The 25,043-nt window shown below is 63.4% G+C and carries 23 protein-coding genes and 1 pseudogene; 15 read left to right on the forward strand and 9 right to left on the reverse strand.

All coding sequences use genetic code 11. The annotated features are described in order from the left end of the window. The first annotated feature begins 296 nt into the window (after nucleotides 1-296). Both rpmB and rpmG read left to right on the forward strand, forming a co-directional pair. The gene (gene rpmB, locus IDM28_RS23315; RefSeq protein ID WP_101322893.1) at nucleotides 297-533 is read left to right on the forward strand and encodes a 50S ribosomal protein L28; all 237 of its coding nucleotides are present in this window, start codon (nucleotides 297-299) and stop codon (nucleotides 531-533) included. Between the two features lie 11 nt (nucleotides 534-544). Beyond that, entirely contained in the window at nucleotides 545-700 is a 156-nt protein-coding gene (gene rpmG, locus IDM28_RS23320) for a 50S ribosomal protein L33 (RefSeq protein ID WP_021702025.1), read from the forward strand. A 135-nt stretch (nucleotides 701-835) separates the two neighbouring features. On the opposite strand, the gene IDM28_RS23325 is transcribed toward rpmG, so the two are convergent. Together IDM28_RS23325 and IDM28_RS23330 are read right to left on the reverse strand one after the other, a co-directional pair. Beyond that, nucleotides 836-1,036, reverse strand: coding sequence for a hypothetical protein (locus tag IDM28_RS23325; RefSeq protein ID WP_101322894.1), 201 nt, complete (start codon nucleotides 1,034-1,036; stop codon nucleotides 836-838). Nucleotides 1,037-1,132: 96 nt separating this feature from the next. After that, nucleotides 1,133-1,492 (reverse strand): cupin domain-containing protein, encoded by a 360-nt coding sequence (locus tag IDM28_RS23330; protein ID WP_101322895.1) that lies wholly within the window; start codon nucleotides 1,490-1,492, stop codon nucleotides 1,133-1,135. 197 nt (nucleotides 1,493-1,689) lie between these two features. On the opposite strand from IDM28_RS23330, the gene IDM28_RS23335 reads away from it, so the two are divergent. Beyond that, nucleotides 1,690-3,183, forward strand: coding sequence for an aldehyde dehydrogenase (locus IDM28_RS23335; RefSeq protein ID WP_188036957.1), 1,494 nt, complete (start codon nucleotides 1,690-1,692; stop codon nucleotides 3,181-3,183). A gap of 129 nt (nucleotides 3,184-3,312) precedes the next feature. Further along, nucleotides 3,313-4,452: an MFS transporter gene (locus IDM28_RS23340; RefSeq protein WP_101322897.1), complete on the forward strand. Its 1,140-nt coding sequence runs from the start codon at nucleotides 3,313-3,315 to the stop codon at nucleotides 4,450-4,452. 41 nt (nucleotides 4,453-4,493) lie between these two features. Here IDM28_RS23340 and IDM28_RS23345 read toward each other — a convergent pair whose 3' ends face one another. Both IDM28_RS23345 and IDM28_RS23350 read right to left on the reverse strand, forming a co-directional pair. After that, nucleotides 4,494-6,050, reverse strand: a complete 1,557-nt coding sequence (locus IDM28_RS23345) for a phospholipase D family protein (RefSeq protein WP_103435563.1) — start codon at nucleotides 6,048-6,050, stop codon at nucleotides 4,494-4,496. Between the two features lie 60 nt (nucleotides 6,051-6,110). After that, nucleotides 6,111-7,541 (reverse strand): PLP-dependent aminotransferase family protein, encoded by a 1,431-nt coding sequence (locus tag IDM28_RS23350; RefSeq protein ID WP_101322899.1) that lies wholly within the window; start codon nucleotides 7,539-7,541, stop codon nucleotides 6,111-6,113. A 179-nt stretch (nucleotides 7,542-7,720) separates the two neighbouring features. On the opposite strand from IDM28_RS23350, the gene IDM28_RS23355 reads away from it, so the two are divergent. After that, on the forward strand, nucleotides 7,721-7,948 hold the full coding sequence (locus tag IDM28_RS23355; protein ID WP_150572495.1) for a DUF1127 domain-containing protein: 228 nt from the start codon (nucleotides 7,721-7,723) through the stop codon (nucleotides 7,946-7,948). A 12-nt stretch (nucleotides 7,949-7,960) separates the two neighbouring features. Here IDM28_RS23355 and IDM28_RS23360 read toward each other — a convergent pair whose 3' ends face one another. Further along, nucleotides 7,961-9,253, reverse strand: coding sequence for an NAD(P)/FAD-dependent oxidoreductase (locus IDM28_RS23360; protein ID WP_188036958.1), 1,293 nt, complete (start codon nucleotides 9,251-9,253; stop codon nucleotides 7,961-7,963). A gap of 208 nt (nucleotides 9,254-9,461) precedes the next feature. On the opposite strand from IDM28_RS23360, the gene IDM28_RS23365 reads away from it, so the two are divergent. After that, a complete protein-coding gene (locus IDM28_RS23365) occupies nucleotides 9,462-9,815 on the forward strand; it encodes a YkgJ family cysteine cluster protein (protein ID WP_101322903.1) in 354 nt (117 codons plus the stop codon). Nucleotides 9,816-9,818: 3 nt separating this feature from the next. Here IDM28_RS23365 and dadR read toward each other — a convergent pair whose 3' ends face one another. After that, nucleotides 9,819-10,307, reverse strand: coding sequence for a transcriptional regulator DadR (gene dadR, locus IDM28_RS23370; RefSeq protein ID WP_039581953.1), 489 nt, complete (start codon nucleotides 10,305-10,307; stop codon nucleotides 9,819-9,821). 155 nt (nucleotides 10,308-10,462) lie between these two features. On the opposite strand from dadR, the gene dadA reads away from it, so the two are divergent. The 6 genes from dadA (at nucleotide 10,463) to IDM28_RS23400 (ending at nucleotide 16,448) form a co-directional block, all read left to right on the forward strand. Then, complete coding sequence (gene dadA, locus IDM28_RS23375) at nucleotides 10,463-11,764, forward strand: D-amino acid dehydrogenase (protein WP_101322904.1); 1,302 nt, start codon at nucleotides 10,463-10,465, stop codon at nucleotides 11,762-11,764. Continuing rightward, nucleotides 11,736-12,089: a RidA family protein gene (locus tag IDM28_RS23380; RefSeq protein WP_101322905.1), complete on the forward strand. Its 354-nt coding sequence runs from the start codon at nucleotides 11,736-11,738 to the stop codon at nucleotides 12,087-12,089. Before dadA ends, IDM28_RS23380 begins: the two co-directional genes overlap by 29 nt. Nucleotides 12,090-12,182: 93 nt before the next feature. After that, on the forward strand, nucleotides 12,183-13,256 hold the full coding sequence (alr, locus tag IDM28_RS23385; protein ID WP_150572499.1) for an alanine racemase: 1,074 nt from the start codon (nucleotides 12,183-12,185) through the stop codon (nucleotides 13,254-13,256). A 109-nt stretch (nucleotides 13,257-13,365) separates the two neighbouring features. Beyond that, nucleotides 13,366-13,914, forward strand: coding sequence for a cupin domain-containing protein (locus IDM28_RS23390; protein ID WP_101322907.1), 549 nt, complete (start codon nucleotides 13,366-13,368; stop codon nucleotides 13,912-13,914). 135 nt (nucleotides 13,915-14,049) lie between these two features. Then, nucleotides 14,050-14,472 carry a c-type cytochrome gene (locus IDM28_RS23395; RefSeq protein ID WP_224785531.1) on the forward strand — a complete coding sequence of 141 codons (423 nt, stop codon included), beginning with the start codon at nucleotides 14,050-14,052 and terminating at the stop codon, nucleotides 14,470-14,472. A 113-nt stretch (nucleotides 14,473-14,585) separates the two neighbouring features. After that, nucleotides 14,586-16,448 (forward strand): acetyl-CoA hydrolase/transferase C-terminal domain-containing protein, encoded by a 1,863-nt coding sequence (locus IDM28_RS23400; RefSeq protein WP_150570447.1) that lies wholly within the window; start codon nucleotides 14,586-14,588, stop codon nucleotides 16,446-16,448. A 3-nt stretch (nucleotides 16,449-16,451) separates the two neighbouring features. Here the strand turns inward: IDM28_RS23400 and xpt are convergent, their stop codons facing one another. Together xpt and rep are read right to left on the reverse strand one after the other, a co-directional pair. Further along, the gene (xpt, locus tag IDM28_RS23405; RefSeq protein WP_101322909.1) at nucleotides 16,452-17,024 is read right to left on the reverse strand and encodes a xanthine phosphoribosyltransferase; all 573 of its coding nucleotides are present in this window, start codon (nucleotides 17,022-17,024) and stop codon (nucleotides 16,452-16,454) included. A gap of 66 nt (nucleotides 17,025-17,090) precedes the next feature. Beyond that, entirely contained in the window at nucleotides 17,091-19,100 is a 2,010-nt protein-coding gene (gene rep / locus IDM28_RS23410; RefSeq protein WP_188036959.1) for a DNA helicase Rep, read from the reverse strand. A 315-nt stretch (nucleotides 19,101-19,415) separates the two neighbouring features. Between rep and IDM28_RS23415 the strand changes: the two genes are divergently transcribed. Beyond that, nucleotides 19,416-21,080 carry a putative bifunctional diguanylate cyclase/phosphodiesterase gene (locus IDM28_RS23415; protein WP_101322911.1) on the forward strand — a complete coding sequence of 555 codons (1,665 nt, stop codon included), beginning with the start codon at nucleotides 19,416-19,418 and terminating at the stop codon, nucleotides 21,078-21,080. A 141-nt stretch (nucleotides 21,081-21,221) separates the two neighbouring features. On the opposite strand, the gene IDM28_RS23420 is transcribed toward IDM28_RS23415, so the two are convergent. Then, nucleotides 21,222-22,592, reverse strand: a complete 1,371-nt coding sequence (locus IDM28_RS23420) for a NorM family multidrug efflux MATE transporter (protein ID WP_101322912.1) — start codon at nucleotides 22,590-22,592, stop codon at nucleotides 21,222-21,224. 156 nt (nucleotides 22,593-22,748) lie between these two features. On the opposite strand from IDM28_RS23420, the gene IDM28_RS23425 reads away from it, so the two are divergent. Together IDM28_RS23425 and IDM28_RS24310 are read left to right on the forward strand one after the other, a co-directional pair. Then, nucleotides 22,749-23,681 (forward strand): LysR substrate-binding domain-containing protein, encoded by a 933-nt coding sequence (locus IDM28_RS23425; RefSeq protein WP_188036960.1) that lies wholly within the window; start codon nucleotides 22,749-22,751, stop codon nucleotides 23,679-23,681. A 155-nt stretch (nucleotides 23,682-23,836) separates the two neighbouring features. After that, nucleotides 23,837-24,958, forward strand: a pseudogene (locus tag IDM28_RS24310) (Cache 3/Cache 2 fusion domain-containing protein); the annotation flags it as partial. Nucleotides 24,959-25,043: the final 85 nt, after the last annotated feature.

Genomic DNA, 25,043 nt, shown 5'->3' on the forward strand with positions numbered 1-25,043 from the left:
GCGAACTGACAAATGACCACACCCTTTTTTACAAACGTAGCGACGAGCGGTCGACAGCCTGCAACCCTAGTCGTTATGCTTGCCGCACTCGCTTGGCCTGCTGCAGAAAGTCATTTTCTGTTGTTGTGGTCGAGTCTTTCTGATATAAAGCAGCGCTCTTTTCTAGGGGCTCGCTCTGTCGCGAAAGCGGATCAGGTTGATAAGACCCCCGGAAACACGGCGCCTAGCGCCATAGACTGAGAGATTAAGCGGCCAACCCATGCCGGGTTGGGCATGTGGTTTTAGAGGGCTGAGGCATGTCGAGAGTCTGTCAAGTTACCGGTAAGGGTCCGGTGACTGGGAATAACATTTCCCACGCAAACAACAAAACCCGTCGTCGTTTCCTGCCAAACCTGCAGCACCACCGTTTCTGGGTTGAGTCCGAGAAGCGTTTCGTGCGTCTGCGCGTTTCCGCCAAAGGCATGCGTATCATCGACAAGCGCGGCATTGATGTCGTTCTGGTTGAAATCCGCCGTGCTGGCGCCAAGGTTTAAGGGAGAGCATCATGCGTGAATTGATCCGTCTGGTATCGAGTGCTGGCACTGGCCACTTCTACACCACTGACAAGAACAAGCGCACCACCCCGGACAAGATCGAGATCAAGAAATATGATCCGGTCGTCCGTAAGCACGTGACCTACAAGGAAGCCAAGATCAAGTAATTGATCCGGCGACCGAAAAAAACCCGCTTCCTCACGGAAGCGGGTTTTTTTTTGCCTGAATGGCTGGGCAGATATCGTTCAAGCAAGGCGCTGGTCTGCGGCTATAGCGCCTTGCTCAAGACCTGCCCGGCGCGCTCAGGAAATCACCAGGCCAGTAATGCAGTTGTCGCCATCAGCCTGGATAAGTACGCGGTCGCTGCGAAGATCCATGGTGCTGATGTCGTTGGGGCCGACTGCGATATGCAGGCCGGTCAGCTCGAGAATGTAGGCTTTGACGCTTTCTACATAACGCGAGCCGATGACGTGACGAGCAGGGCCGAGGATGTCGGTGGTCATGGTGAATCTCCTTGAAGTGTCCGAAATTGGACGCTTGCATGATTCACTGCAGCGCTTGCCGAGCTGCGGTACATGTTCAGCACGCCATGGCGTGACTTACTTCTGCTCGAACATCACGTAAATCTTGCGGCAGGGCTCAAGTACTTCCCAGGTGCCCTGGAAGCCTGCCGGAATGACGAATCGGTCACCTGCACGCAGCGTCTTCGCATCGCCGGCCTTGTCACGCAGCACCGATACGCCGTGGACGATCTCGCAGTACTCATGTTCGGTGTAACTCACCGTCCATTGGCCGACCGCGCCTTCCCACACGCCCGCTGCAAACTGACCGCATGGGCTTGAGTAGTGGTTGTAGACAGCCTGATCCGGCTCGCCCTTGAGGATTTTCTCGGCCGCCGGGCGGTAGCGTTCCGCTTCGGTCAGCACCTGGGCAAAGTCGATAATGCTGGAGATGGTCATCGGTCAAACCCTGTTGTTGTTTAATAAAATTAACATCTGTAGGCGTTTGGGCCTTTGGTGTCAAATATATTGATAGTTTATCCGGGCTGGTTTAGGGTAACTCCTGCCCGCGTGCGCTTGTCGCCCGGCCAGAATTTTTGCCAGCGCCCGAGAATCCTCAGTGCGGCGCTGCACCTTAACAAGAGGAGGAGTGTCCTATGACCACCCTGACGCGTGCAGACTGGGAACAGCGTGCCCAACAACTGAAGATCGAAGGCCGCGCCTTCATCAACGGCGAGTATACCGACGCGGCTTCCGGCCAGACCTTCGACTGCCTGAGCCCGGTGGACGGACGCTTCCTGGCCAAGGTTGCCAGCTGCGACGTGGCCGACGCCGATCGCGCTGTTGAAAACGCCCGTGCTACCTTCGAGTCTGGTGTCTGGTCGCGTCTGGCGCCAGCCAAGCGCAAGGCCAAACTGATCCGCTTCGCCGAGCTGCTGCGCAGCAATGTCGAAGAGCTGGCCCTGCTCGAGACCCTCGACATGGGCAAGCCGATCAGCGACTCCTCCAGCATCGACATCCCCGGCGCGGCGCAAGCCCTGCACTGGAATGCCGAAGCTATCGACAAAGTCTACGATGAAGTCGCGCCAACCCCGCATGACCAGCTTGGCCTGGTGACCCGCGAGCCGGTTGGTGTGGTCGGCGCCATCGTACCGTGGAACTTCCCTCTGCTGATGTCCTGCTGGAAGCTCGGCCCGGCGCTGGCGACGGGTAACTCGGTAGTGCTCAAACCATCCGAGAAGTCGCCGCTGACGGCCATTCGCATTGCCCAGCTGGCAATTGAAGCGGGTATCCCGGCTGGTGTTCTCAACGTGCTGCCAGGCTACGGTCACACTGTAGGCAAGGCGCTGGCCCTGCACATGGACGTCGACACGCTGGTGTTCACTGGCTCGACCAAGATCGCCAAGCAGTTGATGATCTACGCCGGCGAGTCGAACATGAAGCGCATCTGGCTGGAAGCCGGCGGCAAGAGCCCGAATATCGTCTTCGCCGACGCACCGGACCTGCAAGCCGCTGCCGAAGCCGCTGCCAGCGCCATCGCCTTCAACCAGGGCGAGGTCTGCACTGCCGGTTCGCGTCTGCTGGTCGAGCGTTCGATCAAGGACAAGTTCCTGCCTATGGTCGTCGAAGCGCTCAAGGCCTGGACCCCCGGCAACCCGCTGGACCCGGCCACCACAGTCGGTGCGCTGGTCGACACCCAGCAGATGAACACCGTGCTGTCGTACATCGATGCCGGCCATCAGGACGGCGCCAAGCTGGTTGCCGGTGGCAAGCGCATCCTTGAAGAAACCGGTGGCACCTATGTGCAGCCGACCATCTTCGACGGCGTGACCAATGCCATGAAGATCGCCCAGGAAGAAATCTTTGGCCCGGTCCTGTCGGTGATCAGCTTCGACACCGCCGAAGAAGCCATCGCCATCGCCAACGACACGCCATACGGCCTGGCCGCAGGCATCTGGACCTCGGACATCTCCAAGGCGCACAAGACAGCTCGCGCCGTGCGCGCTGGCAGCGTGTGGGTCAACCAGTATGACGGCGGCGACATGACCGCGCCGTTTGGTGGCTTCAAGCAGTCGGGCAACGGCCGTGACAAGTCGCTGCACGCACTGGAGAAGTACACCGAGCTGAAGGCGACCTGGATCAAGCTGTAATCCTCTAGGTAGCGTCTGCGGGCAAGCCCGCTCCCGGCGGTTCGGCGTCAGTCTCACTGACTGCGCCGTGCCTTTGGGGGCGGGCTTCGCTGCTGTTGGGTGAAAGACAATTCTGCCTGGGAGGCAGTCATGCGTTGGGCAACCTACTTTGCCGTGCTGGCCTCAGTGCTCAGCGTCGGCCTCGCGCTGGGCGTGAGCATGCCGCTGGTGTCGCTGCGCCTGGAAACCTGGGGTTACGGGAGCTTCGCCATCGGCGTGATGGCGGCAATGCCAGCAGTGGGCGTGCTGATCGGCGCCAGCCTGGCCAGCCGCCTGGCTGGCTGGGTCGGCGTGCCGGCCGCCATGCGCTTTTGCCTGTGGGGCGGAGCGTTGTCGATCGCCCTGGTTGCGCTGCTGCCCAGCTACCCGTTGTGGCTGGCGCTGCGGTTGGTGATCGGTATGTCGCTGACGGTGGTGTTCATCCTTGGCGAGAGCTGGATCAACCAGTTGGTGGTCGAGCAGTGGCGCGGCCGGCTGGTGGCGCTGTATGGCAGCAGCTACGCCTTGAGCCAGCTGGCGGGGCCGCTGGTGCTGGGTATGCTTGGTTCGGATGATGACTTTGGCTTCTGGGCGGCCACCGGGTTGTTGATCCTTGCGCCGTTGCTGCTGTTTGGCCGTGGCGGTGCGCCGACCACCGAAGCGTGCAGCGTGACCTTCCGCGACCTGCTCGGATTCTGCCGCCGACTGCCGGTGATTGCCTGGGCGATTGCCTTGTTTGCGGCGTTCGAGGCGATGATCTTGACGCTGCTACCGGTGTATTGCCTGCAGCAGGGGTTCAGCACTGAGGTGGCGTTGTTCATGGTCAGTACAGTGGTGGTCGGTGATGCGGTGTTGCAGCTGCCAATTGGCCTGCTGGCCGACAAGATGTCGCGGCGCACCCTGTTCAGTGGTTGTGCGCTGACGTTGATGGTGTCCAGCCTGGCGATTCCGTTGTTGATGGAGACCGCGTTGATCTGGCCGCTATGGGTATTGTTCGGTGCCAGTGCCGGTGGCTTGTTCACCTTGTCGCTGATCCTGATCGGCGAGCGCTACCGCGATGATGAATTGGTGCGGGCAAACGCCCATGTGGCGCAGTTGTGGGGCATTGGTTGCCTGCTCGGGCCGCTGTTGGCCGGGGCGGGCAGCCAGTGGATCAGTGGGCATGCATTGCCGTTGATCATGGCCTTGGGGGCGGCGGGGTTGGTCCTGCTGACCCGCCGGCCTGGGGCGTTCGAGCCGGTGCCTGACTGAAGATGGCTGGAGCCGCTGCGCAGCCCCGCAGCGGTCTCAAATCAAAGCATCTTCTCCAACCCCACCGCCTTGCTCACCCAGGCATTGAACCGCCGCCACATGCCGCCAGGCTCCTTGCTCAGCACATGCCGCTGGCCGTTGTCCTCGGTCACCCAGACCATCTTGCCGTCCTCCAGCAGCGGCTGATAACTCAGCGCCGGCGCCATACCCTGCAAGGCCAGCTCGCGGGTATATTCGGCCAGCTCCGGGCTGTCTACCAGCACGCCGACTTCGGTGTTCCACAACACCGAGCGTGGGTCGAAGTTGAACGAACCGATAAAGGTCTTGTGCCGATCGAACACGATCGCCTTGCTGTGCAGGCTCGAATCCGAACCGCCATGGAAATTCAGGCCGCGCCCGGCACTCGGATCACCCGGCTGCCGGCGCAGCTCGAACAGCTGCACTCCGTGTTCGAGCAGGGCACGCCGATACGGCGCATAGCCGCCATGCACCGCAGGTACGTCAGTGGCTTCCAGCGAGTTGGTCAACAGCCGCACCGACACTCCAGCGTCAGCCCGGCTGGTCAGATACACCAGCCCCGATTCACCCGGGACGAAATACGCCGACACCAGAATCAGCTCTTGCTTGACGTTGTTCAGGTCCGGCGCCAACTGCCGCGTCAGCAGCAGATGCGGATCCGGTTCGTCCTGCGCCAGCACCTTGCTCGGCGCGTCCCACAGCGCCTGGCTGTGGGCCCAGATCAATTCGTTGCGCCAAGTGTCCAGGCGCGGCTGCGATTGATACGCCATCAGCCGGTCATACAACGCCTTGCGTTTGATCCGCGCCTCGGCCAGTGACACCTCGAGACGCCGGCGGCTGGCGCGCAGGTCGTCGGCATCCGGCATGCTCCAGAGGAAATCGCCGATCGGCCGGCTGAGGGCGCTGTTCCAGTACTGGTCGAAACTGTGCCCAAGCTGCTCGGCTACTGGGCCGACGCCGAGCATGTCGATGTCGGTGAAGTTCAGGTTGGGCTCGGCGTCGAAGTACTCGTCGCCCAGGTTGCGCCCGCCGACAATGGCCATGCTGTTGTCGACCAGAAACAGCTTGTTGTGCATGCGCCGGTGCTGGCGCGACAGGTTGAACAGGCGGCCGACGCCGCGGGTGACACCGGTACTGCGGCCCAGGTGCAGCGGATTGAACACGCGCATGTGGATGTTGGGGTGGGCGGCGAGGGTGGCCATCAGCGTGTCGAGGCCGTCACTGGTGGTGTCGTCGAGCAGAATCCGTACGCGCACGCCACGGTCGGCGGCTTGCAGCAGTTCATGCACCAGCGCCCGGGTACTGAGGCCGTCATGGACGATGTAGTACTGCACGTCGATGCTGGCCTGGGCGTTGCGGATCAGCTCGGCACGGGCGCGGAAAGCCTCGTTGCTGTTGGGCAGCAGGCGAAAGCCCGAGCGACCTTCATAGGGCGCGGCCTGGCGCTGCACCGAGCGGCCAAAGGCCGAATCACTGGCCGGTAGCGCCTGGCTGACTTCACGAACCGGATTGACGCTGGCGCAGCCAGAAAGGCCGAGCAGCAGCGCCAGCATGAGAGGCAAAGCTCGCTGAAGTCTCAAGGATGAATCGTCCTGTGCGCAGAAGGCTGAGTGCTATGGACCATGCCAGGTGGGGCAAAGTTACGCCTCGCTGTGATCATCGACCAGCAGGCGCAAGGCGGTTTCGCCGACCTTGCGTACCGCCGCCTCGATCTCGGCGCTGGGCCGCGCCGCGTAGTTCATGCGCAGGCAGTGCCGGTACTTGCCGGAGGCGGAGAAGATACTGCCCACCGCGATCTGTACCCCTTGTTCGAGTAAAGCGCGGTTCAGCCGCAGCGTGTCGAAACTTTCCGGTAGCTCGACCCACAGCATGAAGCCGCCCTGTGGCCGGCTGACGCGGGTGCCTGGTGGGAAGTAGCGCGCCACCCAGTCGCTCATCAGATCGCGCCCGCGCTGATACTGGCTGCGCATCCGGCGTACATGCGGGTGGTAGTGGCCGCCTGCGATGAAGTCGGCGATGGCCAGCTGCGGTTGCACACAGGTGCTGCCAGTGCCGATGTATTTCATGTGCAGCACCCGCTCCAGATAGCGCCCAGGCGCCACCCAGCCGATGCGCAGGCCCGGCGCCAGGGTCTTGGAGAATGAGCTGCAGAGCAGCACGCGGCCGTCTTCGTCGAACGACTTGACCGTTGGCGGGCGCGGGTAGTTATAGGCCAGATCGCCGTAGACGTCGTCTTCCAGAATCGCCACGTCGTAGCGCTGGGCCAGGGTCAGCAGGGCCTTCTTGCGCGCCTCGGGCATGATGTAGCCCAGCGGATTGTTGCAGCTGGGGGTGATCTGGATGAGCTTGATCGGCCACTGCTCCAGGGCCATTTCCAGCGCCTCCAGGCTGATCCCGGTGGTCGGGTCGGTGGGGATCTCCAGCGCCTTCATGCCCAGGCCTTTGAGCGTCTGCATGGCGCCGTGAAAGCTGGGCGAGTCCACCGCAACGATGTCGCCCGGTTCGCACACCGCGCGGATGCTGGTCGACAGCGCTTCGTGGCAGCCGGTGGTCACCACCAGGTCGGCCGGGCTGACGTGGCAGCCGGAATCGAGCATCAGCCGCGCGATCTGTTCGCGCAGGGCGATGTTGCCGTGGATGTTGTCGTAATACAGACCGGGCATGTCCTGGCGCCGGCTGAGCTGGGCCAGGCTGCGCAGCAAGGGCTTGAGGCTTGGACTGTTGACGTCGGGCATGCCCCGGCCAAGCTGAACCACGTCCGGCCGAGGCGTGCCGCGCACCAGCTCCAGCACCTGCTCCCACTGTGAAATCTCCACCGGGCGTTGCGCTGGCCGGGTCACGGCGGGCAGGGCTGGCAGGCTGCGATGGTCGGTAACGAAGTACCCCGATTTTGGCCGCGGCGCGACCAGGCCGTTGTCCTCGAGCATGCGGTATGCCTGCTGTACGGTGCTCAGGCTGACCCCGTGTTCAACACTCAACGCGCGCACCGACGGCAGCCGCTGGCCGGGCCGGTAGAGACCTTGTTCGATGCGCGCGCCGAGCATCTCAGCGAGGTTCAGATACAGCGTCACGGCAATACTCCTGCAGCGCTTGAGGTGACTGACCAGTACAGATCGGGCAAAAATACAGCATTCAGCGCCAGATCCGCCAATTCTGTATGGGAATAATAAAGGTTTTTTGCGTCTGTATTGGCTATGGCTCAGGCGCGCATGCTTTCTCCACGGTGGATCTGGAACAGGAGCAAGCAGCAATGGGTGTTTTCAGTGATGTGCGCGTGCAACCCGCAGTGGAACAGCTTGAGGCGCATCAGCCCCAGGTCGCCAGCGCTCAAGCAGGCTTTAGCGGTGCTGGCCTGATGCTGCACCGCTGGCGTACCCGGCGCGCCCTGCTCGAGCTCGATGATCAGCAACTGCGTGATATCGGCCTGAGCTGGGAGCAGGCGCGCGAAGAGGGCAGCAAGCCGTTCTGGAAGGCCTGAAGCGCGTGGCGCCTACACCAGCTCTTTGAGTCGATGCCAGAGCATGCCCAGCGCCAACAGCGGCGAGCGCAGGTGCTGGCCGCCGGGGAAGGTCATGTGCGGCACCTTGGCGAACAGGTCGAAGCGCCCGCTGTGCTGGCCGCTGATCGCCTCGCCGAGCAGGCGTGCGGCCAGGTGCGTGGCGTTCAGGCCGTGACCAGCGTAAGCCTGGGCGTAATACACGTTGGCCTGGCTGGCCAGTCGGCCTACCTGCGGCAGACGGTTGGCGCCGATGCCGATCATGCCGCCCCATTGATAATCGATGCGCACGTCCGCCAGCTGCGGGAACACCTTGAGCATCTTCGGCCGCATGTAGCCGGCGATATCCTGCGGGTCGCGCCCGGAGTAGTGGCAGGCGCCGCCGAACAGCAGCCGGTGATCGGCCGAAAGGCGATAGTAGTCGAGCGCCACGCGTTGGTCGCAGACCGCCATGTTCTGCGGCAGCAAGGCCCGCGCGCGTTCCTCGCCCAGCGGCTCGGTGGCAATCACGTAGCTGCCGGCGGGCAGTACCTTGCCGCCCAGTTCGCGGTTGAGGTCGTTGTGATAAGCGTTGCAGCACAGCACCAGCGTGCTGGCGCGGACCGTGCCGCTGGCAGTGTGCACCTGCACTTGCGGGCCATAGTCGATGCGCGTGACCTCGGAGTGTTCGTGCAGGCGCACGCCCAAGCCCGCAGCAACAGCCGCCTCGCCCAGTGCCAGGTTGAGCGGATGCAGGTGGCCCGAGCCCATGTCGATCAGGCCGCCGACATAGCGCTCGGAGTTGACCACTGTGCGGATGTCATCTGCCGGTACCAGACGCAGCTCATGGCCATAACCGAGGCTGCGCAGCTCTTCGGCGTCGGCGGCAAAGCCCTGCAGCTCGCCGGGCTTGTTCGCCAGGTCGCAGTAGCCCCAGGTCAGGTCGCAGGCAATCGCATGGCGCTCGACCCGCTGGCGGACGATATCCACCGCTTCCAGGCCCATCAGCTTGAGGCTGTGTACACCCTGCTCGCCGAGCACCGGCAAAAACTGCTCAAGGCCATGGCCGACCCCGCGAATCAGCTGACCACCGTTGCGCCCGCTGGCGCCCCAGCCGATTTTGCGCGCTTCGAGCAAGATCACCGACAGGCCGCGCTCGGCCAGTTCGATGGCCGTGTTCAGGCCCGAATAGCCACCGCCGACGATGCACACGTCGGCGCTGTGCTGGCCTTGCAGAGCCGGGTGATCCGTCTGTGGCGCGCTGCTGGCGGCGTAATAGGAGGCGGCGTGCTGCGCGCTGTGGATCATCGGATCGGCCTTGGCGGAGAATGGAAGGCGGCGAGCATAAGCCGGGGGTTTGGCTTGCGGCAACCGGCGAGGGCTGCGCCCTCGTTCGCGGGCAAGCCCGCTCCCACAGGTACAGCGCTAGAGTCAGACCTTGCCCGATCCCTGTGGGAGCGGGTTTACCCGCGAATGGGCCTATAATCCACTTCACCTTCCAGATTCCTGTCACGCCATGTCCTGCAACCGCCACAAGATCCACTTTCTGCGCGAACTGATCCCTTCTTTCGAATGCGAGCCCGGCTGCCACGACTGCTGCGGGCCGGTGACCACCTCGGCGGAAGAAATGGCCGCACTGCCGCGTAAATCCGCTGAAGAGCAGGCCGCCGCGCTGGAGCGGCTCGACTGCGTGCACCTCGGCGCGCAAGGTTGCACGGTGTACGCTGAGCGGCCAATGATCTGCCGTCTGTTCGGCACCACGCCGCGCCTGGCCTGCCCGCGCGGGCGCGGCCCGGCCGAGCCAATCGAGCCCGAGGCGGAGCAACTGGTGCACCAGTTCATTGCCAGCACCCGCCAGGTGCTGGTCTGAGCCTCAGTCCGGAATCGGCAGGCACAGGCTCTCTTTGACTTCTTCCATGACGATGTAGCTCTTCGACTCGCGCACGTGCGGCAGCTTCAGCAGGATGTCGCCGAGCAGCTTGCGGTACGAGGCCATCTCGGAAATCCGCGCCTTGACCAGATAATCGAAGTCGCCCGACACCAGATGGCACTCAAGCACATGCGGCAGCTTGAGTACGGCGCGGCGAAACTCCTCGAAAGTATCCCCTGACTTGTAGTCCAGGCTGATCTCGACAAACACCAGCAGGCTGCCCTTGAGGTGCTGCGGATTGAGCCGGGCGTTGTAGCCCATGATGATCCCCTCGCGCTCCAGGCGGCGCACGCGCTCGGTGCACGGGGTGGTGGAGAGGCCGACCTTTTCACCCAGCTCGGTGAACGAGATACGGCCGTCACTCTGCAGGATCCGCAGGATATTGCGGTCGATCTTGTCCAGTTCACGCTTGCTCTGATGCTGGGTTCTCATAGGGGATGCCCCTCCGTAAAAGCCGACATGGCCAAGAATTGTCGCCAAATATAGGCCTTTATATAGTGAAATGCACTGGCCGGTCCTTCATATACTGCGCCCATTCATGCCATATAAACAAAATGTCGCGGCGTGCCGCGTGCGAGGGATAGACGATGCGAGTTCTGGTGCTTGGTAGCGGTGTAATCGGTACCGCCAGTGCCTACTACCTGGCCCGGCAAGGTTTCGAGGTGACGGTGGTCGACCGCCAGCCAGCGGTGGCCATGGAAACCAGTTTTGCCAACGCCGGCCAGATCTCGCCGGGCTACGCCTCGCCCTGGGCCGCCCCGGGTGTGCCGCTCAAGGCCATCAAGTGGCTGCTGGAGCGCCACGCCCCACTGGCGATCAAGCTCACTGGCGATGTAGACCAGTACTTGTGGATGGCGCAGATGCTGCGCAACTGCACCGCCAACCGCTATGCCGTGAATAAAGAGCGCATGGTGCGGCTGTCCGAATACAGCCGCGACTGCCTCGACGAGCTGCGCGCCGAGACCGGCCTGAGCTACGAAAACCGTGCGTTGGGCACCACTCAGCTGTTCCGCACCCAGGCGCAGCTCGATGCGGCGGCAAAAGACATCGCCGTACTCGAGCAGTCGGGTGTGCCGTACGAGCTGCTCGACCGCGATGGCATTGCCCGTGTCGAGCCGGCCCTTGCCGGGGTTACCGACATTCTCGCCGGTGCCCTGCGCCTGCCAAACGACCAGACCGGCGACTGTCAGCTGTTCACCAACAAGCTGGCCGAGATGGCCATCAAGCTCGGTGTCGAGTTCCGCTTCGGTCAGGACATCCAACGCCTGGACCATGCCGGTGATCGTATCAACGGCGTGTGGATCGACGGCAAGCTGGAAACCGCTGACCGCTACGTGCTGGCACTGGGCAGCTACTCGCCGCAGATGCTCAAGCCACTGGGTATCAAGGCGCCGGTGTATCCACTCAAGGGTTACTCGCTCACCGTGCCGATCACCGACCCTGGCATGGCGCCGACCTCGACGATTCTCGACGAGACCTACAAGGTCGCAATCACCCGTTTCGACAACCGCATCCGCGTCGGCGGCATGGCCGAGATCGCCGGTTTTGACCTGTCGCTGAACCCGCGCCGGCGCGAAACGCTGGAGATGATCGTCAACGACCTTTATCCTCGCGGCGGCGACCTGAGCCAGGCCAGCTTCTGGACCGGGCTGCGCCCGGCCACCCCGGACGGTACGCCGATCGTGGGTGCAACCAGTTTCCGCAATCTGTTCCTCAACACCGGTCACGGCACCCTGGGCTGGACCATGGCCTGTGGCTCCGGGCGTTTGCTGGCCGACCTGATCGCCAAGCGCAAGCCGCAGATTAGTGCTGAGGGTCTCGATATTTCCCGTTATGGCAACCACAAGGAGTTCGCCAAGCATGGCAATCCAGCGCCAGCTCACCAATGAGCGCATGAGTCAGATCGTCACCCACAACGGCACGGTGTACCTGGCAGGTCAGGTCGGTGATGACCTCAGCGCCGGCATCGAGCAGCAGACCCGTGAGACGCTGGCGACCATCGAGCAACTGCTCGACCAGGCCGGTACCGACAAGACCCGCTTGCTCTCGGTGACCATCTACATGAAAGACATCGACGCCGACTTCGCCGGCATGAACGCGGTCTGGGACCAGTGGCTGCCGGCCGGCGTCGCGCCAGCCCGGGCCACAGTTGAAGCCAAGCTGTGCGAGCCGGAAATCCTCGTCGAGCTGTCGGTGGTCGCTGCACTGCCGTAACCCGTTCCCTCACCCCGGCGCGGTGGCTACCTACTCCCCACCCACCGTGCCGGGGGCTTGTTCAACAACCCGTACTGCCAGAAGGCTGCCGCCATGCGTCCCGCCCGCGCCCTGATCGACCTCCAGGCCCTGCGCCACAACTATCGTCTGGCCCGTGAACTGTCCGGTGCCAAAGCCCTCGCCGTGATCAAGGCCGATGCCTATGGGCATGGCGCGGTGCGCTGTGCGCTTGCCTTGGAAGCCGAGGCCGATGGCTTCGCTGTGGCCTGTATCGAAGAGGCGCTGGAGCTGCGCGCCGCTGGCATCAAAGGGCCGATTCTGTTGCTCGAAGGCTTCTTCGAAGCCAGCGAGCTGGCGCTGATCAGCGCCAATGATCTGTGGTGCGTGGTGCATTCGTTGTGGCAACTGGAAGCGATCGAACAGAGCGCTGTGGCCAAGCCGTTGAAGGTCTGGCTCAAGCTCGACAGCGGCATGCACCGAGTGGGTCTGCATCCAGAGGATTACCAGCAGGCCTATCAGCGCCTGCTGGCCAGCGGCAAGGTGGCGCGCATCGTCTTGATGAGCCACTTCGCCCGCGCCGACGAGCTTGATGTGCAGGCCACGGCGCAGCAGCTCGCGGCATTCGAAGAGGCGCGCCAAGGCCTCAGCGCCGAATGCAGCCTGCGCAACTCACCGGCCGTGCTTGGCTGGCCGCAGGTGCCGAGCGACTGGGTGCGCCCTGGCATCATGCTGTACGGAGCGACGCCGTTCGAGGTGCCCCAGGCCGAGGCGAGCCGACTGCAACCGGTCATGACTCTGCAATCGCGGGTCATCAGTGTGCGCGAACTGCCTGCGGGTCAACCGGTCGGTTATGGCGCCAGGTTCATCAGTCCACGGCCGACCCGGGTCGGCGTGGTTGCGATGGGTTATGCCGACGGTTACCCACGCCAGGCCCCAACTGGCACCCCTGTGCTGGTGGCCGGCAAGCGCAGCCAACTGATCGGCCGGGTGTCGATGGACATGCTCTGCATCGACCTGACCGATGTCCCCGAAGCGACCCTGGGCAGCCCGGTCGAGCTGTGGGGCAAGCAGGTGTTGGCCAGTGACGTGGCCGGGCATGCCGGGACCATTCCTTACCAGCTGTTCTGCAACCTGAAGCGGGTGCCACTGGAGTACATCGGCGAATAAAGCTGCGCTGCGGACGGGCAGGGGTGTGGAGTGTTGTAAATACTGAACGGCATTGCCATGATATCGTTCACATTCGACCCCACCCCCACCGTTTCAGGAGGCGCAAGCTTTGGACGTCGGCGAACGACTGCAAGCCATCCGCAAGCTCAAGGGCCTGTCCCAGCGGGAACTCGCCAAGCGCGCGGGGGTAACCAACAGCACCATCTCGATGATCGAGAAAAACAGCGTGAGCCCTTCGATCAGCTCGCTGCGCAAGGTGCTCAGTGGCATTCCGATGTCGATGGTCGAGTTCTTTTCGGTAGAAATGGAAGTCGAAAGCCAGGCCCAGATCGTCTACAAGGCCCATGAGCTGATCGACATCTCCGACGGTGCGGTGACCATGAAACTGGTCGGCAAGTCGCATCCCAATCGCGCCATTGCCTTCCTCAACGAGGTCTACCCGCCTGGCGCCGACACCGGTGACGAGATGCTCACCCACGATGGCGAAGAGACCGGCATCCTCCTCGAAGGCCGCCTGGAGCTGGTGGTCGGTAGCGAGACCTTTGTGCTCGAAGCTGGCGACAGTTATTACTTCGAGAGCACCCGTCCGCACCGTTTTCGCAACCCGTTTGCCGAGCCCGCACGCTTGATCAGTGCCGCGACACCGTCGAACTTTTGATCCAGCGCAGCGTATTGATTCGCCAATAGCCCTTTCACTTGTGTGGTCGTTTCGCGGCTATGGTGTAGCCGCTATACTTTTCAACGCCCGCAATTCGTGGCTGCGGGCGTGATCAGCCACCATGAGGGTGAACGCGTGAACCAAATCAAGAAGATGCTGGCCATACCAGCTGCCGTTTTCGCCCTGTGGGCAGTCACCGCAAACGCGGCGACCAACGATGATATTGCCAAGCGCCTGGCGCCGGTCGGCCAGGTGTGTGTTCAGGGCCAGGAATGCAAGGGCATGGCCGTGGCGGCTGTGGCCAGCGGTGGCGCGGCCAAGTCGGCTGATGACGTGATCGCCAAGCACTGCAATGCCTGCCATGCCACCGGCCTGCTCAATGCGCCGAAGATCGGCGATACCGCTGCTTGGAAAGAGCGTGCCGATCATCAGGGTGGGCTTGATGGGATCCTCGCCAAGGCGATTACCGGGATCAACGCCATGCCGCCCAAGGGCACCTGCGCTGATTGTTCGGACGATGAGCTGAAGGCGGCGATTCAGAAGATGTCCGGGCTTTGACCTATCGGTTGCTGGGGCTGCGCAACAGCCCCAGCAATCCCAAGCCAGGTGCAGCAAATCCCGCCCGCCCACGGTCCAACCCCCTGACCGCATGGACGTAACAGGAGGCACCGATGGCCCACAGCTGCAGCATCGACCAGGCCGTAGATCACGTTCTGGCCCATTTGCCCGCCCATATTCACATGGGCCTGCCGCTCGGCCTGGGCAAACCGAATGCCTTCGTCAACGCGCTCTATGCCCGCATCCGTGAGCTGCCCGAACGCCGTCTGACCATCTACACCGCGCTCAGCCTCGGCCGGCCGCCATTGGGCGATGGCCTGCAGAAACGCTTCCTCGAACCCTTCATCGAACGGGTCTTCGCCGACTACGAAGAGCTCGACTACCTGGCCGACCTGCGCGGCGACAAACTGCCCGCCAATATCCGCGTCGAGCAGTTCTTCATGCAGCCCGGCAGCCTGCTGCACAGCTGCATGGCCCAGCAGGACTACGTCAGCAGCAACTACAGCCACGCCGCCCGCGATATCAACGCCAAGGGCCTCAACCTGATCGCGCAACTGGTGGCCGAAACCCCGGAGCGCCCGGATCACCTGAGCCTGGCCTGCAACCCGGACATCACCCTCGACCTGCTGCCGATGGTCGCCAAGCGCCGCGCCGCCGGCGAGACCATTCTTCTGCTCGGCCAGGTGCACACCGAGCTGCCGTACATGCCCGGCGCTGCCGAACTGGGGCGCCAGGCCTTCGACCTGTTGATCGACGAGCCCGAGCAGCGCCGGCTGTTTTCCACTCCGAACATGCCGGTGGCGACTCAGGACCATTGCATCGGCCTGCACGCCAGCGCCCTGGTGCGTGACGGTGGCACGCTGCAGATCGGCATCGGCGCCATGGGCGATGCGGTAACTGCTGCGTTGTTGGCGCGCCAGGGCGACAACGAGGGTTACCGCGCCGTGCTGGACGAGCTGGATATCCAGCCGTGGCTGGCGCTGATCGAACGTGAAGGCGGCCTGGATGGCTTCGCCCAAGGCCTGTATGGCTGCAGCGAAATGTTCGTCAACGGCCTGCTGGCGCTGGCCGAAGCCGGCGTGGTGCGACGCCCGGCCGATGAACACGGGGTGCTGGTGCACGGTGGTTTCTTTCTCGGCCCACAGGCGTTCTACCAGCGTCTGCGCGAGATGCCGCTGGAGCAGCGCCAGCGCTACGCAATGACCGCCATCAGCTACATCAACGAGCTGTATGGCCAGGAAGAATTGAAACGCCGCCAGCGCCGCGATGCACGCTTCATCAACACCGTATTCGCCATGACCCTGCTCGGCGCCGGCGTCGCCGACCAGCTGGAAGACGGTCGCGTTCTGAGCGGGGTAGGCGGGCAGTACAACTTCGTCGCCCAGGGCCACGCGTTGCAAGGCGGCCGCTCGGTGCTGCTGCTGCGCAGCTGGCGCGAGGCCGGTGGCGAGGTCAGCTCCAACCTGTACTGGACCTATGGCCACTGCACCATCCCGCGGCACCTGCGCGATATCGTCGTCACCGAATACGGCATCGCCGACCTGCGCGGGCAGACCGACAGCGAAGTCATCGCCCGGCTGCTGGCGATCAGCGATTCACGTTTTCAGGGCGAGTTGCTCGAGCAGGCCAAGGCCGCCGGCAAACTGGCCAAGGACTTCGTGCTGGATCAGCGCTTTTGCGACAACACCCCGGAGCGCCTCGAAGCGCTGCGTGAGCGGCATCCACGGTTGTTCCCGGAGTATCCGCTGGGCACGGACTTCACCGCCGAGGAGCGTGATCTGTTCAGGGCGCTGAACTGGCTCAAGAGCAAGTTCAAGCTGAGCGAGGTGCTCGAGCTGGGCAAGGCGGCGCTTGATGCACCGCCGCCCGAAGCCTATCCGGCGCAGCTGGCGCGGATGGGCCTGGAGCAGCCGCAGGGGCTGAAACAAGAGCTGTATCAGCGCCTGCTGCTGGCCGGGTTGCAGGCAACCCGGTGAGCGTCACTCGATGAAGGTGACCACGCCGCCTGCAAGCGACTTGACCCGCGCTAGCGACTCAACCCGGTAACCCTGGCTGTCGAGCTCGGCACGGCCGCCCTGGAACGACTTCTCGATGACGATGCCCAGCCCGGCAACGGTAGCGCCAGCCTGCTTGATGATCGAGATCAGCGCCTGCGAGGCCTTGCCGTTGGCGAGGAAGTCGTCGATAACCAGCACGCGGTCGCTGCTGTTGAGATGACGCGGCGAAATCGCCACGGTGTTCTCGGTCTGCTTGGTGAACGAATACACCGAGGCAGTCAGCAGGTTTTCGGTCAGGGTCAGCGACTGGTGCTTGCGGGCGAACAGCACCGGTACACCGAGTTTCAGGCCGGTCATGATCGCCGGAGCGATGCCCGAGGCTTCGATGGTAACGATCTTGGTCACGCCGGAGTCTGCGTACAGGCGGGCGAATTCGTCACCGATCAGCTGCATCAGGGCAGGATCGATCTGGTGGTTGAGAAACGCGTCGACTTTGAGAACCTGGTCGGAAAGCACGATGCCTTCTTCGCGAATCTTCTGCTGCAGTGCTTCCACTGTGGTATTCCTCGATGTAGCAAAAAGTGGCCACGGCTGGCTGCCGTGACAAAAGTGTAAAAGGGTTCAGCGCTTGAGCATTGCCCGTATATCGGCCAAGGCGTTGTTGCCGCGCGCGGCTTTGACTTCAACCGGCGCATCGTCCAGACCTTCCCAGCACAGATCATCCGGCGGTAGTTCGTCAAGGAAGCGGCTGGGCGTGCAATCGATGATTTCGCCGTACTGCTTGCGCTTGGCAGCGAAGGTGAAGGCCAGGGTCTGGCGTGCGCGGGTGATGCCCACGTAGGCCAGGCGCCGCTCTTCTTCGATGGTGTCGGCCTCGATGCTGGAGCGGTGCGGGAGGATTTCCTCTTCCATGCCCATGATGAACACGTAGGGGAATTCCAGGCCTTTGGAGGCGTGCAAGGTCATCATCTGCACGCCTTCGGCGTTTTCCTCTTCTTCCTGCTGGCGCTCGAGCATGTCGCGCAGGACCAGTTTGCCGATGGCGTCCTCGATGGTCATGTCACCCTCTTCGTCTTTCTCGAGGGTGTTTTTCAAGGCATCGATCAGGAACCAGACGTTGCTGATCCGGAAATCCGCCGCCTTGTCACTGGCGGTGTTCTGGCGGATCCAGTTTTCGTAGTCGATGTCGCGGACCATCTCGTGCAGCGCTGCGATCGGGTCATCCAGCGCAACCTTCTGGCGAACGCCGTCGAGCCAGTGCTTGAAGCGCTGCAAGCGCTCGGTGTAGCGCGCATCGAGGTGCTCGCCGAGGCCAATTTCGTCGCTGGCGGCGTACATCGACACGCCACGCTCGGTGGAATAGTTGCCGAGCTTTTCCAGGGTGGTCGAGCCGATTTCCCGGCGCGGCACGTTGATCACGCGCAGGTAGGCGTTGTCGTCATCCGGATTGACCAGCAGGCGCAGGTAGGCCATCAGGTCCTTGACCTCCTGGCGCCCGAAGAAGCTGTTGCCGCCCGACAGGCGATACGGCACCTGGTGGTGCTGCAGCTTCAATTCGATCAGCTTGGCCTGGTAGTTGCCGCGGTAGAGGATGGCAAAGTCGCTGTAGGGACGGTCGGTGCGCAGGTGCAAGGTGAGGATTTCCATGGCCACACGCTCGGCCTCGGTTTCCTCGTTCTTGCAGCGGATCACGCGGATTTCGTCACCGTGGCCCATCTCGCTCCACAGCTGCTTTTCGAAATCATGCGGGTTGTTGGCGATCAGCACGTTGGCGCAACGCAGGATGCGGCTGGTCGAGCGGTAGTTCTGCTCGAGCATGACCACCTTCAGCGACGGGTAGTCCTCTTTCAACAGCATGAGGTTTTCCGGGCGGGCACCACGCCAGGCGTAGATCGACTGGTCATCGTCGCCGACCACGGTGAACTGGTTGCGCATGCCGATCAGCATCTTCACCAGCAGGTACTGACTGGCGTTGGTGTCCTGGTATTCGTCGACCAGCAGGTAGCGCACCTTGTTCTGCCAGCGCTCAAGCACCTCGGGGTGCTCCTGGAACAGTTTGACCGGCAGCAGGATCAGGTCGTCGAAGTCCACCGCGTTGTACGCCTTGAGCGTGCGCTGATAGTGGGTGTAGACGATGGCGGCGGTCTGCTCGCGCGGATTGCGGGCTTTTTCCAACGCCTCGGCGGGCATGATCAGCTCGTTCTTCCAGGCACCGATCATGTTCTTGATCTCGTCGATGCCGTCGTCGCCGGAGTACTCCTTCTGCATGATGTCCGACAGCAAAGCCTTGATGTCGGCCTCGTCGAAGATCGAGAAGCCCGGCTTGTAGCCCAGGTGCTTGTGCTCCTTGCGGATGATGTTCAAGCCCAGGTTGTGGAAGGTGCAGACGGTCAGGCCGCGCCCCTCACCTGCGCGCAGCAGGGTGGCGACCCGCTCCTTCATCTCGCGCGCGGCCTTGTTGGTGAAGGTCATGGCGACGATGTACTGGGCACGGATGCCGCAGTTCTGGATCAGGTGGGCGATCTTGCGGGTGATCACGCTGGTCTTGCCGGAGCCAGCACCGGCGAGCACCAAAAGAGGGCCGCCGACATAGTCACAGGCTTCTTGTTGCCGGGGATTGAGTCGGGACATGCTAGAACCGGGGTCGCCAGAAAATAGCCGCGCATTCTAACAGGCAAGTCACGCTTGTGGCGCGACCGTCTGACGCCGGAGTCAGACTTTTGTGACGTCCGGTGCCCTACCTGGCGGGAGTGAATCATGGCCTTGCCGCCACAATCGAGCTATTACTCAAATCAGATTTGCCGGGTGTACGACTTTTGGAGCAGGATGCGCGACAGAATACGACGGAGTGCAGCCCCGGGATGGGTGTTAATAAGAGTGAATATCATTTGGCTCTTGAGGTAGGATACCCCCGTCACGGTTAACGACCTCGCCTAAGGAGCGCGCTTGTCCACGCCTGTCGAACCCTTGCGTTTGCTGCTGTTGGCCGATGAGCCGGAGTGGGCCGCCAGCTTGCGCGACTGCCTGCAGCCTTTGGCTGGCAGCGCGGTGCTGCTGACCGCGCCCAACTGGGAGGCGGTCAACAGCCTGTTTGCCCATGACCGTCAGGCGGTGGTGCTGGCAACGCCTGCGCTGCTGCCGACCCCGGGCCGCTGCGAGTTGCCGACCATTGTCCTGCTCGACGACGAGCCCGAGGCGCCGCCTGCCGGCGTCAGTGACTGGCTGGTGCTGGCGCAACTGAGCAGTGACAGCCTGCGCCGCTCGCTGCGTCATGTGCGCGAGCGCGGCGTGCTGGTCGCCACCCTGCAGCGCCTGGCCGAACAGGACCCGCTGACCGGCATCGCCAACCGTCAGGGCTTTCAGGCCCTGCTGACCACGCGCCTGGCCGAACACGACGGCCGTGGCGTTGCTCTTGGCCATCTGGATCTGGACAACTTTCGCCACGTCAACGATGCGCTCGGCCATCAGGGCGGCGACCGGCTGATCCTGCAGGTGGTGACCCGGCTCAAGTTGCAGCTGGAGGCGGGCGATCAGCTGGCCCGGCTGGGCAGCGACGAATTCGCCCTGCTGATCGACACCCGTCGCGAGCCGAACCGCGCCGAATGGGTGGCCGAGCGCATCGTCGAAGCGCTGGGTGAGCCGTACTGGGTCGATGGCGAAAGCCTGCTGGTGGGCTGCAGCCTGGGTCTGGCCCATGCCCGCGCGCAGGCCGGCGCCGACCCACTGATGTGGCATGCGCACATCGCCATGCGCCAGGCCAAGAGCGTGCAGGGTTGCAGCTTTCATGTGTTCAACGAGCGGATCAACCGCAATGCGCGCAGCCTGGCTGACCTTGAAGGCGAACTGCGCCGCGCCCTGCGCCGCGACGAGCTGGAACTGCATTACCAGCCACGGCTGAACCTCGTCGATGGCCGCATCGTTGGCCTCGAAGCACTGGTACGCTGGAACCACCCCGAACGCGGCCTGCTGCCGCCGAGCGAATTCGTGCCGCTGGCCGAGCAGAGCGGCCTGATCGTGCCGCTCGGCTACTGGGTCATCTCACGTGCCCTGCGCGACATGCAGGGCCTGCGTGAGCACGGCATTGCGCCGCTGCACATGGCGGTCAACCTGAGCTTTCGCCAGTTTCAGGACAGCCAGCTGCTGGCGACCCTGAGCCGGCTGATCATCGAGCATGGCGTCGATGCCCGGTGGCTTGAGTTCGAACTGACCGAAACCGCGGTGATGCGCCGCAACGAGCTGGTGCGCCAGACCATGGACGCCCTGGGCCGCCTGGGCGTGCGCTTCTCGCTGGATGACTTTGGCACCGGTTTTTCGTCGTTCGTGCACCTGAACAGCCTGCCGATCACCTTGCTCAAGGTCGACCGCAGTTTTGTCGGTGGTATGGAGCTGCGCGAAGAAAACCGCAAGCTGGTCCACGCGATGATCAACCTGGCGCACAACCTCAATCTCGAAGTGGTCGCCGAGGGTGTCGAAAGCGAAGAGCAGATGGCGCTGCTGCGCGGCTTTGGCTGCGACCAGGTGCAGGGTTTTCTGGTCAGCCAGCCGCTGCCGGTGGATGAGCTGGTGACCTACCTGCAGCAGGTGCCGGTCAGTGCGATCCGCGCTGTCTGAGTGCGCAGGGGCTGCTTTGCAGCCCTTTCGCGACACAAGGCCGCTCCTACAGGAACCATGTCGTCTGGGCATTGCGCGGTCCCTGTAGGAGCGGCCTTGTGTCGCGAAAGGGGCGCAAAGCGCCCCCAGCATTCCCGACCGTCACCCCCCCACGGCAACCTTGCGCAACATCCGCCGCACTCGCCATTCAAACGCGAAGGTCAGCGCCACCGAGGAGCAGGCCAGGCCCAGCGCCAGGCCCCACCAGATGCCGAGTGCACCGCCGCCGAGGTTGAAGGCAAACAGCCACGCACTTGGCGCGCCGATCAGCCAATAACAGCCCAGACCGATCAGGAAGGTGGTCTTGGCGTCTTGCAGGCCGCGGATCGAACCCATGGCGATGGTCTGCACACCATCGAACAACTCAAACCACGCCGCCACCATCACCAGCCCCACTGCCAGCTGGAAGATGCCGGCAAAGGCAGGGTCATTGCGGTCGATGAACAATCCCACCAACTGCTCGGGCAGCAACAGGAACAGCGCGGCGAAGGCAAACATCAACAGCGCACCAAAGCAAATACCGACCCGCCCGGCACTGCGCGCTGCAAGCAGGTTGCCGCCGCCGTAATACAGGCCGACCCGCATGGTCACCGCATAAGACAACCCGGTCGGCACCATGAAAGCGGTCGAGACGATCTGCAGGGCGATCTGATGCGCCGCCAGCTCGGTGCTGCCGAGCACACCCATGCACAGCGCGGCGAAGGCGAACAAGCCGACTTCGACCATGTACGTTCCGCCAATCGGCAGGCCCAGCCGCCACAGCTCGCGCAACGCCGACAGCGATGGCCGCGCCAGGCCCTTGCGCAGCGGGTAGGCGTCGTAGAAGCGGTGCCAGCGGATATACAGCGCCAGGGCGATGGCCATGCCCAGCGAGACCAGCGCGGTGACCAGGCCAATGCCGACCAGGCCGAGTTTGGGCAAACCGAACATGCCCTCGATCAGCGCATGGTTGAGCAGGTAGTTGAGCACCGTGCCGACCAGGCTGATGACCATCACCGGCGTCGACCGGCCAAGGGCGCTGGTGAAGCCGCGCAAGGCCATAAACGTCAGGTAGCTGGGTAGTGCCAGTGGCAACAGGGTGAGGAAGGCCATGGCCGCCTCGACGTTTTCCGGCTGCTGACCAAACATCAGCAGCACCGGGCCGAGGTTCCACAATGCCAGCGCGGCGCCCAGCGCCAAAGCCCAGGCCAGCCAGATGCCGGCCTGAGCGAGGCGGGTGGCGCCGGCGATATCCCCGGCACCCTTGCGGATCGCCACCAGCGTGCCGACGGCGGCAATCACGCCCAGGCAGAAGATCGACACGAACGAATAGCTCGCCGCGCCCAGGCCGCCACCGGCCAGGGCCTGCGGGCTGATCCGCGCCATCATCAAGGTGTCGGTCAGCACCATCAGCATATGCGCCAACTGCGAGGCAATCAGCGGCCCGGCCAGGCGCAGCAGAGCCTTGAGTTCAACGGTGGGCGCGACGTGCATGGTGAGAGTCCTTGATGCTGGGGGATGAACAGGAGGTGGATTCTGAGGCCTGGGTCAACTTTCCACAAAAGGATAAATGCGATCGCTCCCATGAGTTGAACTCATGTATGTATGATTTGCCTTGCTCGTTCGTGCCCCCCGTATTGCAGGTGCCCCATGTCCAGACAACTCCCTCCGCTCTATGCACTGCGCGCATTCGAGGCGGCTGCACGGCATTTCTCGTTCACTCGCGCCGGCGAGGAGTTGTCGATTACGCAAAGCGCCGTCAGCCGGCACATCCGCACGCTGGAGGAGCACTTCGCCTGCCGCCTGTTCGTGCGCAGCGGCCGCAGCCTGCAGCTGACCGAGGCGGCGCGGATGCTGCTGCCCGGCGTGCGCGATGGCTTCGCTTCGCTGGAGCGCGCCTGCGATACCTTGCGCGGCGAAGATGACATCCTGCGCATGAAAGCCCCGTCGACCCTGACCATGCGCTGGCTGTTGGCGCGGCTGAGCCGCTTTCGCCATCTGCAACCGGGCAACGAAGTGCAACTGACCAGCGCCTGGATGGACGTCGACCATGTCGATTTCAATCACGAGCCGTTCGACTGCGCGGTATTGCTCAGCGATGGCCAGTTCCCGGTCGACTGGGAGGTGCGGCGGTTGTTCTCCGAGTTGCTGATCCCGGTCGGCGCTGCGCAGCTGATCGACGAGGGGCCTTGGGATGAGCAGCGCCTGGCTGACATCGAACTGCTGCATCCGACCCCGGACAAACGTGACTGGCGTAGCTGGCTGGCGCGCATGGGCCTGGCTGACAAGGTTTCGCTCAAGGGTGGGCAGGTCTTCGACACGCTTGAACTGGGCATGATCGCTGCGGCGCGTGGCTACGGGATCTCCATGGGCGATCTGTTGATGGTGGCCGAAGACGTCGCTCAAGGCCGGCTGAGCCTGCCGTGGCCGACCGCAGTGGCCAGCGGCATGGACTATTACCTGGTCTGGCCACGGACCAGGCCCGGCACAGAGCGCCTGCGTCGCTTGAGCGGGTTTCTCCAGGAAGAGGCGGCAGCAATGGACTTGCCAGCGGTGCAAATCCTGCCAGCGCTTGCGCAGTAAAACGTTTGCGAATGTCCCGGTCCGGCACTCAAGTATTCGTCCGCGACGCCGATTTAGTGGCACCAGCGTCCCGCAAGAGGACGCGATTACCCGTCGAATGCAGCGGGCGGTCAGCGCGATCAGGATGATCCCGGCCCCTTGCCAGGAGCTTGCACATGCCTCAACCCCGTGCCCGGATTGCCTCACAGCTCGGGATCGCCCTCGCCATCGTGCTGGCGCTGGTGATCACCGGCAGTACCCTGTTTGCCCTGCGCTCGCTGGATAACGCCAACCTCGCCACCCGCCAGGAACACCTGGCCAGTGAAGCGCGGCTGCTGGCTGACCAGCTGGATACCTTCCATGGTTCGCTGAAGGACAACACCCAGCGCCTCAGCGGCCTGTTCGAGCGCCGTTTCGCCTCGGGTCTGAGCCTGCATGCCGGCGAAAGCGCCACTGTCGCCGGCCAGGCCACGCCGGCGCTGTATCTGGGGGAACACCTGCTCAACAACGATTTCCAGCAGGTCGACGAGTTCAAGCAGATGACTGCTGGCGTCGCCACCGTGTTCGTGCGCAGTGGCGATGACTTCATCCGCATCAGCACCTCGCTGACCAAGCAGGATGGCAGCCGCGCCATCGGCACCCAGCTCGACCGCCAGCACCCGGCCTATGCCAAGTTGATGGCCGGGCAAAACTACGTTGGCCGTGCCGTGCTGTTCGAGCGCAACTACATGACCCGCTACGTGCCGGTGCGCGATGAAAGCGGCCGAGTCATTGCGGTGCTGTTCGTCGGCTTTGACTACACCGATGCGCAGAACGCCCAGCTCGCCAACCTCAAGCGCTTCCGCATCGGTCACACCGGCTCGCTGGCGCTGCTCGACGAGCAGGGCAAGTGGCTGGTGCCGCCGGCTGATGTGGGCAATGCCGAGGCGGCCGCGCAAGCCGTCAAGAACCTCGCTGCAGAGCCGGGTACTGGCAGCTTCTGGGACAACGCCGACGAGCAGATTTTCAGCGTTGCCATGCCGTTTGCCGAAGGCCCGTGGACAGTTGTTGCGAGCATGCCCGAAGCCGAGATTCGCGACGTGACCTGGAGTGTCGGCCTGCGCCTGGCGATTGGCAGCCTCCTGGCCATGCTGCTGGCGGTGGCGGCGACGCTGTTCCTGCTGCGGCGCAAGCTGCGCCCACTGAGCGACCTGCTGCGTCAGGCCGAAGCCCTGGGTGCGGGTGATCTGAGCGCGCGTCTGACGGTCAGCAGCAACGACGAGATTGGCCAGTTGGCGCGCAGCTTCAACCAGATGGGTGAAGCACTGTCGACCATGGTTGCGCACATTCGCAGCGCCTCCGAGCAGGTCAGCGGCCGTGCTCGTTCGCTGGCCGGGCTGTCGT

The organism is Pseudomonas sp. EZ-C24 (assembly GCF_014525325.1).
Lineage (GTDB): Bacteria > Pseudomonadota > Gammaproteobacteria > Pseudomonadales > Pseudomonadaceae > Aquipseudomonas > Aquipseudomonas shirazensis.